The 15897-nt window shown below is 66.6% G+C and carries 13 protein-coding genes; 12 read left to right on the forward strand and 1 reads right to left on the reverse strand.

The window, feature by feature from the left end; all coding sequences use genetic code 11:
* Window positions 1-4: 4 nt before the first annotated feature.
* Window positions 5-565: an HNH endonuclease gene (locus ACGLHS_RS29110; RefSeq protein ID WP_093245882.1), complete on the reverse strand. Its 561-nt coding sequence runs from the start codon at window positions 563-565 to the stop codon at window positions 5-7.
* Between the two features lie 167 nt (window positions 566-732).
* On the opposite strand from ACGLHS_RS29110, the gene ACGLHS_RS29115 reads away from it, so the two are divergent.
* The 12 genes from ACGLHS_RS29115 (at window position 733) to ACGLHS_RS29170 (ending at window position 15888) form a co-directional block, all read left to right on the forward strand.
* Entirely contained in the window at window positions 733-1770 is a 1038-nt protein-coding gene (locus tag ACGLHS_RS29115) for a bifunctional riboflavin kinase/FAD synthetase (protein ID WP_093245884.1), read from the forward strand.
* Window positions 1771-1890: 120 nt separating this feature from the next.
* Window positions 1891-4740 (forward strand): isoleucine--tRNA ligase, encoded by a 2850-nt coding sequence (gene ileS / locus ACGLHS_RS29120; protein WP_394485305.1) that lies wholly within the window; start codon window positions 1891-1893, stop codon window positions 4738-4740.
* Window positions 4740-5258, forward strand: a complete 519-nt coding sequence (lspA, locus tag ACGLHS_RS29125) for a signal peptidase II (RefSeq protein WP_093245886.1) — start codon at window positions 4740-4742, stop codon at window positions 5256-5258. Before ileS ends, lspA begins: the two co-directional genes overlap by 1 nt.
* A gap of 390 nt (window positions 5259-5648) precedes the next feature.
* Entirely contained in the window at window positions 5649-6674 is a 1026-nt protein-coding gene (locus tag ACGLHS_RS29130; protein WP_394485307.1) for a LacI family DNA-binding transcriptional regulator, read from the forward strand.
* 55 nt (window positions 6675-6729) lie between these two features.
* Window positions 6730-7746 (forward strand): ABC transporter substrate-binding protein, encoded by a 1017-nt coding sequence (locus ACGLHS_RS29135; protein ID WP_394485308.1) that lies wholly within the window; start codon window positions 6730-6732, stop codon window positions 7744-7746.
* A gap of 15 nt (window positions 7747-7761) precedes the next feature.
* Complete coding sequence (locus ACGLHS_RS29140) at window positions 7762-8592, forward strand: ABC transporter permease (RefSeq protein ID WP_394485309.1); 831 nt, start codon at window positions 7762-7764, stop codon at window positions 8590-8592.
* A 22-nt stretch (window positions 8593-8614) separates the two neighbouring features.
* The gene (locus tag ACGLHS_RS29145; protein WP_394485310.1) at window positions 8615-9415 is read left to right on the forward strand and encodes an ABC transporter permease; all 801 of its coding nucleotides are present in this window, start codon (window positions 8615-8617) and stop codon (window positions 9413-9415) included.
* Window positions 9405-10466 (forward strand): ABC transporter ATP-binding protein, encoded by a 1062-nt coding sequence (locus tag ACGLHS_RS29150; RefSeq protein ID WP_394485311.1) that lies wholly within the window; start codon window positions 9405-9407, stop codon window positions 10464-10466. Before ACGLHS_RS29145 ends, ACGLHS_RS29150 begins: the two co-directional genes overlap by 11 nt.
* Entirely contained in the window at window positions 10463-11320 is an 858-nt protein-coding gene (locus ACGLHS_RS29155; RefSeq protein WP_394485312.1) for a phosphodiesterase, read from the forward strand. The genes ACGLHS_RS29150 and ACGLHS_RS29155 overlap by 4 nt, the downstream gene beginning before the upstream one ends.
* Window positions 11321-11393: 73 nt before the next feature.
* Window positions 11394-13055 (forward strand): Na/Pi cotransporter family protein, encoded by a 1662-nt coding sequence (locus ACGLHS_RS29160; RefSeq protein ID WP_394485313.1) that lies wholly within the window; start codon window positions 11394-11396, stop codon window positions 13053-13055.
* 407 nt (window positions 13056-13462) lie between these two features.
* On the forward strand, window positions 13463-13654 hold the full coding sequence (locus ACGLHS_RS29165; protein ID WP_143012571.1) for a hypothetical protein: 192 nt from the start codon (window positions 13463-13465) through the stop codon (window positions 13652-13654).
* 44 nt (window positions 13655-13698) lie between these two features.
* The gene (locus ACGLHS_RS29170) at window positions 13699-15888 is read left to right on the forward strand and encodes a phosphocholine-specific phospholipase C (RefSeq protein ID WP_394485314.1); all 2190 of its coding nucleotides are present in this window, start codon (window positions 13699-13701) and stop codon (window positions 15886-15888) included.
* Window positions 15889-15897: the final 9 nt, after the last annotated feature.

Genomic DNA, 15897 nt, shown 5'->3' on the forward strand with positions numbered 1-15897 from the left:
GAAGCTAGGTGTCGTGCAGCCGCGAGCTTTGCGGCAGGTGCGCCATCAAGAACTCCATCTGGTCCGCCAGGATGCGGCGGTTGCGCAGGATGAAGTCTTCCCAGAGGCTGGGCACGTAGGGCGCATACAGCAGCGGCATGTTCGCCTGCTCGGGCGTGCGGCTGCTCTTGCGGTGGTTGCAGGGCTTGCAGGCCGTGACCACGTTCATCCATGTGTCGATGCCCTTCTGGGCGAACGGAATGATGTGCTCGCGCGTGAGCTCGTCTTCATGGAAATGCCCGCCGCAATAGGCGCAGACATTGCGGTCGCGCGAGAACAGCTTGCTGTTGGTCAGGCCCGGACGCTGGGTGAAGGGATTGATGCGCGGCACGCCCTTGGTGCCGATGATGCTGTTGATCGCGATCTGCGACTGCTCGCCCGTGATCGCGTTGTGGCCGCCACGAAACACCGCGACCTGCGCGCCCACTTCCCAGCGAACTTCGTCCGCCGCATAGTGGATCACCGCCTGTTCCAGCGAAATCCATGACTGGGGCAGCCCTTGGGCCGACAGCTTCAAGACCTTCACACACGCCTCCTCAAGAAAGGGAGAGAACACGGAAAGACCAGGGACACGGAGCGCATCGGAGACCCACGCCAATCAACGCACTGCGTCACAATATACCGGCTTTGTGACAAAACGGCCTGACTCGCCCATTTGACGGGCGAAAGGCGCTATCAAAAAGATACTCACCGATGCAGGTTTTCCGCGGCTTCCGGCACCCGGGCGTAGCTCCGGCCTGCGCCCTCACGATTGGTAATTTCGACGGCGTGCACCGTGGCCATCAGGCCATGCTCGCGCTTTTGCAGACCGAGGCTCGCCAGCGCGGGCTGCCGAGCTGCGTCATGACCTTCGAGCCCCATCCGCGCGACTATTTCGCGGCCCTCACCAAAAAACCCGACCTGGCGCCCGCGCGCATCGGCACGCTGCGCGACAAGCTCAGCGAGCTCGCGGCCTGCGGCGTGGCCCAGACCATCGTGCTGCCCTTCGACGCCCGGCTGGCCTCGCAGTCGCCCGAGGAATTCATCCAGAACGTGCTGGTCGACGGCCTGGGGGCGCGCTATGTGCTGGTGGGCGACGACTTCCGCTTCGGCGCCAAGCGGGCCGGTGACTACGCCATGCTCGACGCGGCCGGCGACGCGCGTGGCTTCGACGTGGCGCGCATGAACAGCTACGAGGTGCACGGCCTGCGGGTTTCCAGCTCGGCGGTGCGCGAGGCGCTGGCCGAAGGCCGCATGGCCGACGCCCAGACGCTGCTCGGCCGGCCCTACACGATTTCGGGCCACGTGGTCCACGGCCGCAAGCTCGGCCGCGCGCTGGGCGCCTCGGCGCCGGGCCAGGACGACGGCTTTCGCACCCTCAACCTGCGCTTCAAGCACTGGAAACCGGCCGCCAGCGGCATCTTCGCGGTGCTGGTGCATGGCCTGGCCGACAAGCCGCTGCCCGGCGTGGCCAACCTCGGCGTGCGCCCTTCCCTCGACGCCAACGACGTCAACGGCGGCCGGGTGCTGCTGGAGACCCATTGCCTGGAGTGGCCCTCGCATCTGGGGTCCGAAGGGGCCTACGGTAAAATCGTCCGCGTGGAACTCCTGCACAAATTGCACGACGAATTGCGCTACACCAGCCTCGAAGCCCTCACAGCGGGCATCGCGAAGGATGGCCGCGACGCACGTGCGTTCTTTGCATCGACCCACGCCGAAACCCACCGCCAGACCACGCGCGACCGAATTTAGCCCTGCACGCACCGTGCTGCCGCCCTTCGACAAGCTCAGGGCGAACGGCTTTTCTTCCGCACCGACCGCTCAATGCAGTTCGGGCTGAGCCTGTCGAAGCCCCCTGTTTCGCACCCCAACATGTCTGACGCTGCTTCCCCCACCGATTACCGTTCCACGCTGAACCTGCCCGACACCCCCTTCCCGATGCGCGGCGACCTGCCCAAGCGCGAGCCGGGCTGGGTGAAGGAATGGAACGACGAAGGCCGCTACCACCGCCTGCGCGACGCCCGCCACGGCGCGCCCAAGTTCATCCTGCACGACGGCCCGCCGTATGCCAACGGCCAGATCCACATGGGCCACGCGGTGAACAAGATCCTGAAGGACATGATCACCAAGGCACGCCAGCTCGAAGGCTACGACGCGCTGTACGTGCCCGGCTGGGACTGCCATGGCCTGCCGATCGAGAACGCCATCGAAAAGCAGTACGGCCGCAACCTGAGCCGCGACGAGATGCAGGCCAAGAGCCGCGCCTACGCCACCGAGCAGATCGCCCAGCAGATGGCCGACTTCCAGCGCCTGGGCGTGCTGGGCGAGTGGGACCACCCCTACAAGACGATGGACTTCGCCAACGAAGCCGGCGAGCTGCGCGCGTTCAAGCGCGTGATCGAGCGCGGCTTTGTGTATCGCGGCCTGAAGCCCGTGTACTGGTGCTTCGACTGCGGCTCGTCGCTGGCCGAATTCGAGATCGAATACGCCGACAAGAAGAGCCAGACCATCGACGTGGCCTTCAAGGCACACGACCGCGAAAAGGTGCTCAAGGCCTTCGAGGCCGACCACCTGCTGCTGGGCGACATCTTCGCCGTGATCTGGACCACCACCGCGTGGACCATCCCCGCCAACCAGGCGATCAACCTCAACCCCGAGCTTGAATATTCGCTGGTCGACACCGAGCGCGGCCTGCTGATCCTGGCCAACTCGCTGGTCGAGATGTGCATGAACCGCTATGCGCTCGACGGCAAGGTGGTTGCCACGGTCAAGGGCGAGAAGCTCGGCGGCCTCGAGTTCGAACACCCGCTGTACGACGTCGACGCCGGCTACAAGCGCCTGTCGCCCGTGTACCTGGCCGACTACGCCACCGCCACCGACGGCACCGGCCTGGTCCACTCCTCGCCTGCCTACGGCGTGGACGACTTCAACTCCTGCATCGCCCACGGCGTGGCGTACGACGACATCCTGAACCCGGTGCAGGGCAACGGCAGCTACGCGCCCGACTTCCCGCTGTTCGGCGGCCAGAACATCTGGAAGGCCGTGCCGGTCATCATCGCCGCGCTGCGCGACGCCAACCGGCTGATGACCACCGAGACCATCACCCACAGCTACCCGCACTGCTGGCGCCACAAGACGCCGGTGATCTACCGCGCGGCCGCGCAGTGGTTCGTGCGCATGGACGAGGGCGAAGGCGTGTTCACCAAGGACAAGGCCCCCAAGACGCTGCGCCAGACCGCGCTCGACGCCATCGAGCAGACCAGCTTCTACCCCGAGAACGGCAAGGCGCGCCTGCACGACATGATCGCCGGCCGTCCTGACTGGTGCATCAGCCGCCAGCGCAGCTGGGGCGTGCCGATCCCGTTCTTCCTGCACAAGGATTCGGGCGAGCTGCATCCACGCACGATGGAAATCCTCGATCAGGCGGCCGACATCGTCGAGAAGGGCGGCATCGAGGCCTGGAGCCGCGTGACCGTCGAAGAGATCCTCGGTGCCGAAGACGCACCGCACTACACCAAGAGCACCGACATCCTCGAGGTGTGGTTCGATTCGGGCTCGACCTTCTATCACGTGCTGCGCGGCACGCACCCCACGGTGCACCACGAGACCGGCCCCGAAGCCGACCTGTACCTCGAAGGCCACGACCAGCATCGCGGCTGGTTCCATTCGTCGCTGCTGATCGCCTGCGCGCTGGAAGACCGCGCGCCGTACAAGGGCCTGCTCACGCACGGCTTCACGGTGGATGCCAAGGGCATCAAGATGAGCAAGTCGCTCAAGAACGGCATCGACCCGCAAGAGATCAGCAGCAAGCTGGGCGCGGAAATCATCCGCCTGTGGGTGGCTGCGAGCGACTACTCGGGCGACATCGCGGGCGACGACAAGATCCTTGCGCGCGTGGTCGATGCCTACCGCCGCATCCGCAACACGCTGCGCTTCCTGATGGCGAACACCAGCGACTTCGACATCACGAAGGATGCGGTGCCGCTCGACCAACTGTTCGAGATCGACCGCTACGCACTGGCGCGCGCAGCGCAGTTCCAGGCCGAGATCCTTGCGCACTACAAGGTGTACGAGTTCCATCCGGTGGTGGCCAAGCTGCAGATCTACTGCTCGGAAGACCTGGGCGGCTTCTACCTCGACATCCTGAAAGACCGTCTCTACACGACGGCCCCGGGCTCGCTCGCGCGCCGCAGTGCGCAGACGGCGCTGTGGCACATCTCGCAAGCCATGCTGCGCTGGATGGCGCCGTTCCTGAGCTTCACGGCCGAAGAGGCCTGGAAGTTCGTGGGCACCGGCAAGCCGGGCGAATCGATCTTTGCGCAGACGTACAGCCAGTTCGCGGCACCCGACGAAGCCCTGCTCGCCAAGTGGAGCCGCGTCCGCGAGATCCGCGATGCGGTGAACAAGAACATCGAAGCGGTGCGCGCCGAAGGCAAGGTTGGATCGTCGCTGCAGGCCAACCTGCAGCTGACGGCACCGGCCGACGACTTCGCGCTGCTGGGCTCGCTGGGCGACGACCTGAAGTTCGTCTTCATCACCTCCGCGATCGAGCTGGCCGCTGGCGAAGCGCTGTCGACGGTGGTGACGCCGAGCACCGCACAGAAGTGCGACCGCTGCTGGCACTACCGCGACGACGTGGGCCACGACCCGGCCCATCCGACGATTTGCGGGCGCTGCACGAGCAACCTGTTCGGCGCCGGCGAATCGCGGAGCTTTGCCTGATGGCGGCCGCGCGCTCCGCATCGGCATCGCGTTCGCGCGGTGGCAGCCTGGGCATCTGGCCCTGGCTGGGGCTGGCGCTGATCATCGTGATGATCGACCAGTTCACCAAGACGCTGATCCTAGGTTACTACAAGGTCGGTGACTGGACCTACGTCACGAGCTTCTTCAATGTCGTGCGGGCGCACAACACGGGGGCGGCGTTTTCATTCCTGGCAGATCACTCGGGGTGGCAGCGCTGGTTCTTCACGGCCATTGGCGTGGGCGCTGCGATATTCATCGTCTGGATGCTGAGGTCGCACGCGGGGCAGAAGCTGTTCTCCTTCTCCATGGCCTGCATCCTGGGCGGGGCCATCGGCAACGTGGTCGACCGGATGATGCATGGCTACGTGGTGGACTTTCTGAGCTTCCATCTGGGGAACTGGTACTTCCCGGCGTTCAACGCTGCGGACAGCGCGATCACTTTGGGCGCGATCTGTTTGATCGTTGACGAGATTCGTCGGGTTCGTCGCGGCAAGTAGTCTTTTTTGGGGAGCACCCGGTAGGCGGTACGGCGCGCTCAGCCCCGCTGTGCCGGCCGCTTCGCGGCTTCCCTGCGGTGCTCGCGTTTCGCGGGGTCTCGCAGAACTCGCTGCGCTCAAACAGCTGCGAGCCCTGATCCGCGAAACGCTGCGCTCCTCGGCGGCCCAGAGGGGCCGACCACGCCGCACCGCCTACCGGGCGCTTGTCGTGGCGTTGATGCCGTCGGCCCTCACCCCAGCCCTCTCCCGGAGGGAGAGGGAGTAATACGGGCTCCTTCGCCAGCTCCCCATCTCGCTCGAAGCCAAAGGGTTTCTCCCCACTTCCAGGGCCTGTCATAGCGGGGTCATACTGCGGCGGTTCAATGTAATCGATTACATGAACACCGCACGATGAGCATTCAAGCCGTTGCAGCCAAAGCCGGAGTCTCCGTGGCCACCGTGTCGCGGGCCTTCAACTTTCCCGACAAGGTGACCCCCGCCACGCGGGAGCTGGTCGAGCGGGTGGCGCGCGAGCTCAACTACCTGCCGAATGCCAGCGCCCGCACCTTGCGCACCCAGCGCAGCCGTGTGCTCGGCGTCGTGCTGCCCACGCTGCTGAACCCGACCTTCGCCGAATGCCTGCAGGGCATCGCGCGCGCGGCTGTCGCGGGGGGCTACGCCATCATTCCCGTCACCACCGGCTACCAGCTCGACGAAGAAGAGCGCGCGGTACACCTGCTGCTGGCTGGCAACGTCGACGGGCTCATCCTCGTCGTGTCGAACCCCTCGACCTCGACCGCCCTTCCCCGGCTGCGAACGGCCGGCGTGCCCTACGTGCTGGCCTACAACCGGCACGCCGACCACCCTTGCGTCTCCGTCGACAGCGAAGGCGCCGTGGCCGATGCGGTCACGCGCCTCGTGCTGCTGGGCCATCGCCGCATCGCCATGGTCAGCGGCACGCTCGCCGCATCGGACCGCGCGCAACAGCGCTATCGCGGCTACCTGAAAGGCATGGCCGACGCCGGGCTCGATGCCCCGCCGCTGATCGAAGTGCCCTTCGTCGAAACCGCCGTCGATGCGCTCTCGCACCAGCTGCAGGCGACCCGCAACCGCCCCACCGCGCTGATCTGCTCGAACGACCTGCTCGCCATCCGCAGCATCCGCGCCGCGCACCTGAGCGGCCTGCACGTGCCCGACGACCTGAGCGTGGTCGGCTTCGACGGCATCGCGCTCGGCGAAGACCTCACGCCCGCCCTCACGACCATCGCGCAACCCAACAGCGACATCGGCCGCCACAGCGTCGAACTGCTGATCCAGGCGATGGCCGGCGGCACCACGCTGCAGGCCGATGCGAGCCTGCTGCTTCCCCATGCCTTCCGCGACGGCGAATCGTGCGCATCCGCGCGCGAACGCGAACCACACGCCGCCGCTTCCTGATCGACCCGTTTCCCTCTCCCCGTTCTCCGCCCCCATCCATCCAAGGAGCTCTTCCATGTCTTTCCGTTTCCATCGCATGGCCCGCCTCGGCGTGCTGGCCGCCGCGCTCGTTGCCGCAGCCGGCAGCGCCATGGCCCAGACCGCCATTTGCTACAACTGCCCGACCGAATGGGCCGACTGGGGCACCCAGTTGAAGGCCATCAAGGCCAAGACCGGCATCACCGTGCCGCCCGACAACAAGAACTCGGGCCAGTCGCTCGCACAGATGGCGGCCGAGAAGGCCAGCCCCGTGGCCGACGTCACCTACCTGGGCGTGACCTTCGCGGTGCAGGCCGCCAAGGACGGCCTGGTCGAGCCCTACAAGCCGGCCGCATGGAAAGACATTCCCGACGGCCTGAAGGACCCGGCCGGCAACTGGTTCACCATCCACTCGGGCACGCTCGGCTTCATGGTCAACGTCGATGCGCTCAAGGGCAAGCCGGTGCCCAAGTCGTGGGCCGACCTGCTCAAGCCCGAATACAAGGGCCTGATCGGCTACCTCGACCCCGCCTCGGCCTTCGTCGGCTATGTCGGCGCCGTGGCCGTGAACCAGGCGCGCGGCGGCACGCTCGACAACTTCAAGCCGGCCATCGACTACTTCAAGGCCCTGCAGAAGAACGAGCCCATCGTGCCGAAGCAGACCTCGTATGCGCGCGTGCTCTCGGGCGAAATCGCGATCCTGCTCGACTACGACTTCAACGCCTACCGCGCCAAGTACAAGGACAAGGCCAACGTCGCCTTCGTGATCCCGAGCGAAGGCACGCTGGCGGTGCCCTATGTGATGAGCCTGGTCGCCAAGGCCCCGCACGCGGCCGACGCGAAGAAGGTGCTCGACTTCACGCTGTCCGACGAAGGCCAGGCCATCTGGGCCAAGGCGTACCTGCGCCCGGTGCGCGCCAGCGCGATGCCCAAGGACATCGAGGCGCAGTTCCTGCCCGCGAGCGAATACGCCCGCGCCAAGAGCGTGGACTACGGCCGCATGGCTGCCGCGCAGCGCGCCTTCTCCGACGAGTACCTGAAGGAAGTGCGCTGACCCGCACGGCATGAGATGACGCAAGCCACCACCTCCAACGCCTGGAACCCGCGCTGGCGGCTGCTCGCCTGCGCGGCACCGGCGGCCGCCTTCTTCGCGGCCTTCTGGCTGCTGCCGGTGGTGCGCCTGCTCACGCTGCCGGCCGACAAGGGCTGGGCCACCTACTTCGCGGTGCTGACCGACGCCCGCTACCTGCAGAGCATGGCCAACACGGTCGTGCTCTCGATCACCGTCACGCTGGCCACGCTGGTGCTGGGCGCGGCGGTGGGCATCTACCTTGCGCGGCACGCCTTCGTGGGCAAGCGCGTGCTGCTGTCGCTGCTCACGCTGCCGCTGTCGTTTCCGGGCGTGATCATCGGCTTCTTCGTGATCCTGCTGGGCGGACGGCAAGGCGTGGTGGCCGACCTCGGCGACAGCCTGTTCGGCGAACGCATCACCGTCGCCTACGGCCTGCTCGGGCTGTTCCTGGCGTACCTGTATTTCTCGCTGCCGCGCGCCATCGCCACTTACGCAGCGGCAGCCGAGTCGATGAACACGCAGCTCGAGGAAGCGGCCCGATCGCTCGGTGCCTCGCGGCTACGCGTAGCGCGCGACGTGTGGATGCCGGAGCTTGCGCCCACCACGCTGGCCTGCGGCGCCATCCTGTTCGCCACCTCGATGGGCGCCTTCGGCACGGCCTTCACGCTGGCCAGCAAGTTCGAGGTCATTCCCATCACCATCTACAACGAGTTCACCAACTACGCCAACTTCGCGCTCGCCGCGTCGCTGTCGATTTCGCTGGGCATCGTGACCTGGCTGGTGCTGTTCGTCGCGCGCCGCTTCGGCGCGAATCCCGTCGCACGCTGAAGCACGCCGAGACATGCAACCCATGCGAAAGAACACACAAGCCAAGGCGCCCTTCCTGCTCGCCGTCACGGTCATCGTGAGCCTCTTCATGATCGCGCCGATGCTGCTGTCGGTCATGGCGGGCCTCGTCAACAACTACAGCACAGGGCTGAAGAGCGGCCTCACGCTGCGCTGGCTCGGCGAGGTGTGGGAGAACTACGGCGGCACCGTCGGCTGGTCGCTCGCACTGGCCGCAGCCTGTGTCGTGGGCACCGTGCTGATCGGCGTGCCCTGCGCCTATGCGCTGGCACGCAGCCGCTCGCGCGCCGCGCGCATTTTTGAAGAGCTGCTGACGCTGCCCGTCGCGGTGCCGGGGCTGGCCACCGCGCTGGCGCTGATCCTGGCCTACGGACAGCTCACCGCCTTTCGCCAGAGCTTCGCCTTCATCCTCGTGGGCCACATGATCTTCACGTTGCCCTTCATGGTGCGCACCGTCGGCTCGGCCTTCGAGCGCGACGACCTGCTCGCGCTCGAAGAGGCCGCACGCTCGCTGGGCGCGAACTTCCGCCAGCGCTTCCTGGGCATCCTCGTGCCCGCCGTGTTCCCGGCCATCGTGGCCGGCAGCCTGATGGTGTTCACGCTCTCGGTGGGGGAGTTCAACCTCACCTGGATGCTGCACACGCCGCTCACGCGCACCCTGCCCGTGGGCCTGGCCGACAGCTACGCCTCGATGCGCATCGAGATCGGATCGGCCTACACGCTGATCTTTTTCGCCGTCATTCTTCCGGTGCTGTGGGGCCTGCAGTACCTTGCCAACCTGATGCAGAAACGCCATGGAACTTGAACGCATCCCCGTCGACATCGCGAACTGCGCGAAGACCTACGCCGACGGCACGCGCGGCCTGCAGCCCACCGACCTGAAGGTCGAGGCCGGCGAGGTGCTCGCGCTGCTCGGCCCCTCGGGCTGCGGCAAGACCACGCTGCTGCGGCTGATCGCGGGGCTGGAGGCGCCCGACGCCGGCAGCCGCATCGTGTTCGGCGACCAGGACGTGACGCAGCGCCCGGTCGAGCATCGCGGCGTGGGCATGGTGTTCCAGAGCTACGCGCTCTTTCCGCAGATGACGGTGGCGGCCAACATCGGCTATGGCCTGCGCATCCGCGGCATTGCGCCCGATGAAGAAAAGCGCCGGGTCGGCGAACTGGTCGATCTGGTGCGGCTCGGTGGCCTCGAGAACAAGCGCCCCGCCGAACTCTCGGGCGGCCAGCGCCAGCGCGTGGCCCTGGCGCGCGCCGTGGCCGTGCGGCCGCGCGTGCTGCTGCTCGACGAGCCATTGGCCGCGCTCGACGCCAAGCTCAAGGAGTCGCTGCGCGACGAGCTGGCCGAGCTGTTGCGCAGCCTGCACATCACGGCCATCCACGTGACGCACGACCAGCAGGAGGCGCTTGCCATTGCCGACCGTCTCGCGGTGATGCGCGCCGGCCGCATCGTGCAGGTGGGCCGTGGCGAAGACCTGTACCGCGCGCCGTCGCATCCCTTCGTGGCCGAGTTCCTGGGCCGGGTCAACCGGCTGGAACGCGCGGCCGAAGCCATCGCGCAAGGCGTTGTCCGACTCGGGGGTTGCACCGTGCCCTGCCCCACTGCGTGGCAGGGCCATGCGATGCTGCTGGCACGGCCCGAAGACATCGAGGTCGGCGCGCCCCAGCCCGACTGGGGCAACGCCACCGTCGAGCGCCGCACCTTCCTCGGCGACCGCGTGCAGCTGCACCTGCGCACGCAAGACCAGCCCGTGCTGGTGGCCGACGTGGGGCGCGACAACCCCTTCGGTCCGGGCGACGCGGTCGGTCTTCGCATCCACCCCGATCGCCTGATGACGTCGCAGGAAACCACCGCATGACGACCACGCATTCCGACAACACCTTCCTGGTCCAGCTGACCGACCTGCACATCCGCGAGCCGGGCCGGCTGGCCTATGGCCGCATCGACACCGCGCCCTACCTGCAGCGCGCGGTGCAGTCGGTGCAGGCACTGCGGCAGCCGCCCGATGCCGTCGTGATCACCGGCGACCTGACCGACTTCGGTCGCGCCGCCGAGTACGAGCACCTCGCCCGCCTGCTGGCACCGCTGACCATGCCGGTCTACCTCATGCCGGGCAACCACGACGACCGCGACCAGCTGCGCCGCAGCTTCCCCGGTCATACCTACCTCGGCACCGGCGACGACACCGACGGCTTCATCCAGTACTCGGTGCGCGTCGGCGCGCTGCGGCTGCTCACGCTCGACACCTGCGTGCCGGGTGCCAGCCACGGCTCGCTGTGCGAGAAGCGCCTGGCCTGGCTCGAAGCCCGGCTCGACGCCTGCCGCGACGAGCCGGTGGTCGTCGCCATGCACCACCCGCCCTTCGAAACGCTGATTGGGCACATGGACGAGATCGGCCTGCTGCAAGGCGCAGATGCGCTCGAAGCGCTGATCGCCCGCTACGCGAACGTCGAACGCGTGATCTGCGGCCACCTGCATCGTGCCATCGACGTGCGCTTCGGCGGCACCATCGCCTCGACCTCGCCGGCGCAGGCCCATCAGGTCTGCCTCGACCTTGCGCCCGACGCCCCTTCGGCCTGGACGCTCGAACCGCCGGCTTTCCGGGTGCACGCGTGGTCGGCTCGGGGTGGCCGGCTGGTCACCCACCTGGCGGCCTCCGGCAGCTTCGAAGGCCCCTATCCCTTCCACGACAACGGAGCCCTGATCGACTGAAGCGCGTACTTGTGGAAAATGGGGTCGAAACGAAGCAAAACGAAAACAAGAGAAAGGCCAGAACCCGACCTCCATGAAGCACCTTCTGAATCTGCTGGCGGCAGTCGCATTGCTGGTGTGGGGTACGCACCTCGTTCGTACCGGCGTGCTGCGCGTGTTCGGCGCCAACCTGCGCAAGATCCTCGTGCAGAGCATGCGCAACCGCTTCACGGCCGCCCTCTCGGGCATCGGCGTCACGGCGCTGGTGCAGTCGAGCACCGCCACCTCGCTCATGACCTCGTCCTTCGTCGGGCAGGGCCTCGTCACGCTGCCCGCGGCGCTGGCGGTGATGCGCGGCGCCGACGTGGGCACGGCGCTGATCTCGGTGCTGTTCTCGGCCGACCTGTCGTGGCTCTCACCCATGTTCATCTTCGTGGGCGTGGTGCTGTTCATCACGCGCTCGGCCAGCGTGGCGGGGCGCGTGGGGCGCGTGCTGATCGGCCTCGGGCTGATGCTGCTCGCGCTGCAGCTGGTGGTCGAGGCCACCGAACCGCTCTTCTCGTCACCCGCCGTGCGCGCGCTGCTCGCATCGCTCAACAGCGACGTGCTGCTTGAAATCACCATCGGCTCGGTGCTGGCCATCGTGGCCTATTCGAGCCTGGCGGTGGTGCTGCTGGTGGCGGCCATGGCCACGTCGAACGTGGTGCCGCTGGACGTGGCGCTTGGCCTCGTGCTCGGTGCCAACCTCGGCAGCGGGCTGCTGGCGGTGCTGACCACGGCCAAGTCGGCGGTGGCGGTGCGGCAGGTGACGGTGGGCAACCTGCTGTTCAAGGCGCTGGGCGTGGCCGTCGTCGCGCCCTTCATCGGACTGTGGATTCGCTACGTGCAGCCCGAGCTGCCGAACCAGACGCATGGCGTGGTGCTGTTCCACCTGGCCTTCAACGTCGTCATCAGCGTCGGCTTCATCGGCCTCACGCAATGGGTGGCCAAGCTGGTCACGCGAATGCTGCCGGTGCCGCAGCAACCGGCCGGCACCACCCGGCCGCATCACCTCGATCCATCGGCGCTGTCGACGCCTTCGCTGGCCATCTCGAACGCGGCGCGCGAAGCACTGCACCAGGCCGACATCGTCGAGACCATGCTGATCGGCACGCTGGACGTGATCCGCCACAACGACCTGCGGCTGGCCCAGGAGCTGAGGCAACTCGACGACACGGTGGACGAGCTGTACTCGGCCATCAAGTACTACATGACCCGCATCTCGCGCGAGGCATTGGGCGAAGAAGAAAGCCGGCGCTGGACCGACATCATCAGCTTCACGATCAACATGGAGCAGATCGGCGACATCATCGAGCGCGTGATCATCGACATCGAAGACAAGAAGATCAAGCCGCAGCGCAACTTCTCGGAAGCAGGCATGGCCGAGATCGTCGAGCTGCACGGGCGGCTCGTTGCCAACCTGCGGCTGAGCATGAGCGTGTTCCTGAACGGCAACGTGCGCGACGCGCAGAAGCTGCTCGAAGAAAAGGCGCGCTTCCGGGATCTGGAGCGGGCCTACGCGACGACCCATCTGGACCGCCTGTCGGACCAGACCACGTTGAGCATCGAGACCAGCTCGCTGCACATCGACCTGATCAGCGACCTGAAGCGGATCAACTCGCACATCTGCTCGATTGCGTACCCGATCCTCGAATCGGCCGGGGCGTTGGCGCCCAGCCGGTTGAGGGAATCGCGGCTGGGCAAGATCGAAGGGTAGTGTTCCCGCGGGCAGCATTCGGCTGCCCGTGCCCCCAAAAAAGCCTGAGACGCACCGCGCTGAAACGCGCCGGCTGCGTCGTGGCCGGCACGCATGCCGGCCGCGTCGTCTGCGCTTTGCCGCGTCCCTGGCAGGACGACCGGCAAGCGCCATCCATCGCATTGAACGACCCGACGTCTCGAGAAAAAAGACGTGCGAACACCTGTCGCTCCGATGTCATGAAGCCTGCCTAGCATTCGAGGCATAAATTGCTTTTGGGTGAATTTGTGTAATTCACAGATTTGCACGAACGCGATTTATCGCGCCCGGCTTCAAGCCGTTTCACGCTGCCCTTCGACTGCACGGCGTCGTGCTCCGAACGCCTGCCCAAGGGCAATCACTCTTACTTCCAAGGGGAGAGCCACATGATGAGCAATCGACAGAAACAACGGATGGTGCGCACCGTATCGGGCGCAGCCCTGATCGCCGCGCTCGCGGCCTGCGGCGGAAGCGGCGGGGGCACGTCGTTCGTGCCGCAGCCACCGCCGCCCGTCGCCGTCACGCCCGATCCGCCCGCGCCGGACACCGGCACCAAGGCCGTCTTTCACTGCGCGCCCTGAGGGCACGCCCCACCTTCATCGTCTCTTTGCCGACACCCCACACCATGACCGCTTCCAATCCCGGCCGCCGCCGCTTCCTGCGCAGCTCGGCCACCACTGCCGGTGCAGCCGCCGCACTCACGATGCTGCCGCCCTCGATCCAGCGCGCGCTGGCCATTCCACCGAACAACGTGAAAGGCACCATCGAGGACGTCGAGCACGTGGTGATCCTCACGCAGGAGAACCGCTCCTTCGACCACTACTTCGGCACCCTCCAGGGCGTGCGCGGATTCAACGACCCGCGCCCGCACGTCTTGCCGGACGGCCGCCCGGTCTGGTACCAGCCCACGCCGAACGAAAGCCCGGTCGACCCGAAGCGGGTCTACAACGCGCGCGGCCTGGCCAGCGACGCGACCTACGTGCTGCCGTTCTACATCGACCCACGCACGACCAAGGGACATGCGGGCACGCAGCACGGATGGAGCGACGGCCACGGTGCCTTGAACAACGGCAAGAACAACCAGTGGCTGAACCAGAAGCAGGACGTGATGACGATGGGATACCTGCGCCGCAGGGACCTCGCATTCCACTACGCACTGGCCGACGCGTTCACCATCTGCGATGCGTACCATGCCTCCGTTCCCGCCGACACGGTGCCGAATCGCGTTCACCTGTGGACGGGAACGATCGATCCGCGCAACGTCATGGGCACCCAGCCCAATGGCCCCGGATTGCAGGAGCGCAACGGATCGAACGGCTACACATGGACCACCTATCCGGAGCGGCTGGAGGCCAAGGGAATCCGCTGGAAGCTCTACCAGGGCGGCTCGGAGGGCTACAACAACCTGACCAAGGAGGCCGACAACTTCACCGACAACTCGCTGGAGCACTTCGCGGCCTACCAGACGAGCGGCGTCCTTCGGGACAAGGGCGCCTCCAGACACACCCTGGTCGAATTCGCCAGCGACGTCAGCAAGAACAACCTGCCGCAGGTCAGCTGGATCGTCGCACCGCAAAAATTCTGCGAACACTCGAGCGCCACGAGCGTCAATGGCGCGCTGTACATCGAGGCCATCCTGAGCGCGCTGACGTCGAACCCCGAGGTCTGGAGCAAGACGGTCTTTCTCATCAACTACGACGAGAACGACGGCCTGTTCGACCACGTCGTTCCGCCGATGCCGCCACTGCAAGCCGTGGCGGGCAACGCCAACGACAGCGGCCTTGTGTCCAAGGGACTGATCGACAGCCTCAAGGATGAGTTTCTCGACCTGGACCGCTTCCCTTACGAAAAGGGCTCGCTGGTGCCGAGCGGCGACCCCGGCGGACTGCAGCCCGTCGGCCTGGGTTCGCGCGTGCCCATGCTCGTCGTGTCGCCATGGAGCGCCGGAGGATGGGTCTGTTCGCAGACCTTCGACCACACCTCGGTCCTGCAATTCCTGGAAGCGCGGTTCGGCGTTGCCGAAACCAACATCTCGCAATGGCGCCGGGCCGTTTGCGGAAACCTGACGTCGGCCTTCGACTTTTCAGGCAACCAGGACACGTCGGTTCCGAAGATCGCGCCGGTCGCATCGATCACCGTCGGCACGCGGACCGACTACGTACCGAACCCGCAGTTGATGCCCTCCCAGGAGCCGGGCACGCGCAAGGCGCGGCCCCTGCCCTACGAGCACTTCGTGCACAGTCGCGTCGATACGCGCAACGTGCAGCTCTGGCTCGACTTTTCCAACACGGGCAGCGTGGGCGCCGCGTTCTGTGTGTACAACCGCCTGAAGCCCAACGACAACCCGCGCCGCTACACCGTCTCGCCGGGCGATGTGCTGTCGGACTACTGGCTCCTGTCGGACACCAAGGGCGCCTACGACTTCGCCGCCTACGGGCCGAACGGCTACCTGTGCCAGTACAAGGGCAATGCCTCCGCGGTGTCCCAAGGCACGGCCAGCCCCGAAGCGAAGGTCTGCTACGACGTCACCAACGGCAATGTCGCCCTGACGCTGACCAACAGCGGATCGGCGGCCTGCTCGGTGACGGTGAGCAATGCCTACAGCAAGGAGGCCGCACGCACCCACAACCTGGCCGCTGGAGCCACGCTGCAAGACCTCTGGGTTCTGGGTGCGAGTTCGGGCTGGTACGACCTGTCGGTCACCTCGGATGCCGGGTCGTCGTCCAACGCGCCGTTCCTTCGCCGCTTTGCGGGACACGTAGAAACCGGCAAGGCCAGCATGAGCGACCCGGGGCCGCTGAACAGCAACCGCTGAAGCCCGAAG

The organism is Variovorax sp. VaC1, from assembly GCF_043658315.1.
GTDB lineage: Bacteria > Pseudomonadota > Gammaproteobacteria > Burkholderiales > Burkholderiaceae_C > Variovorax.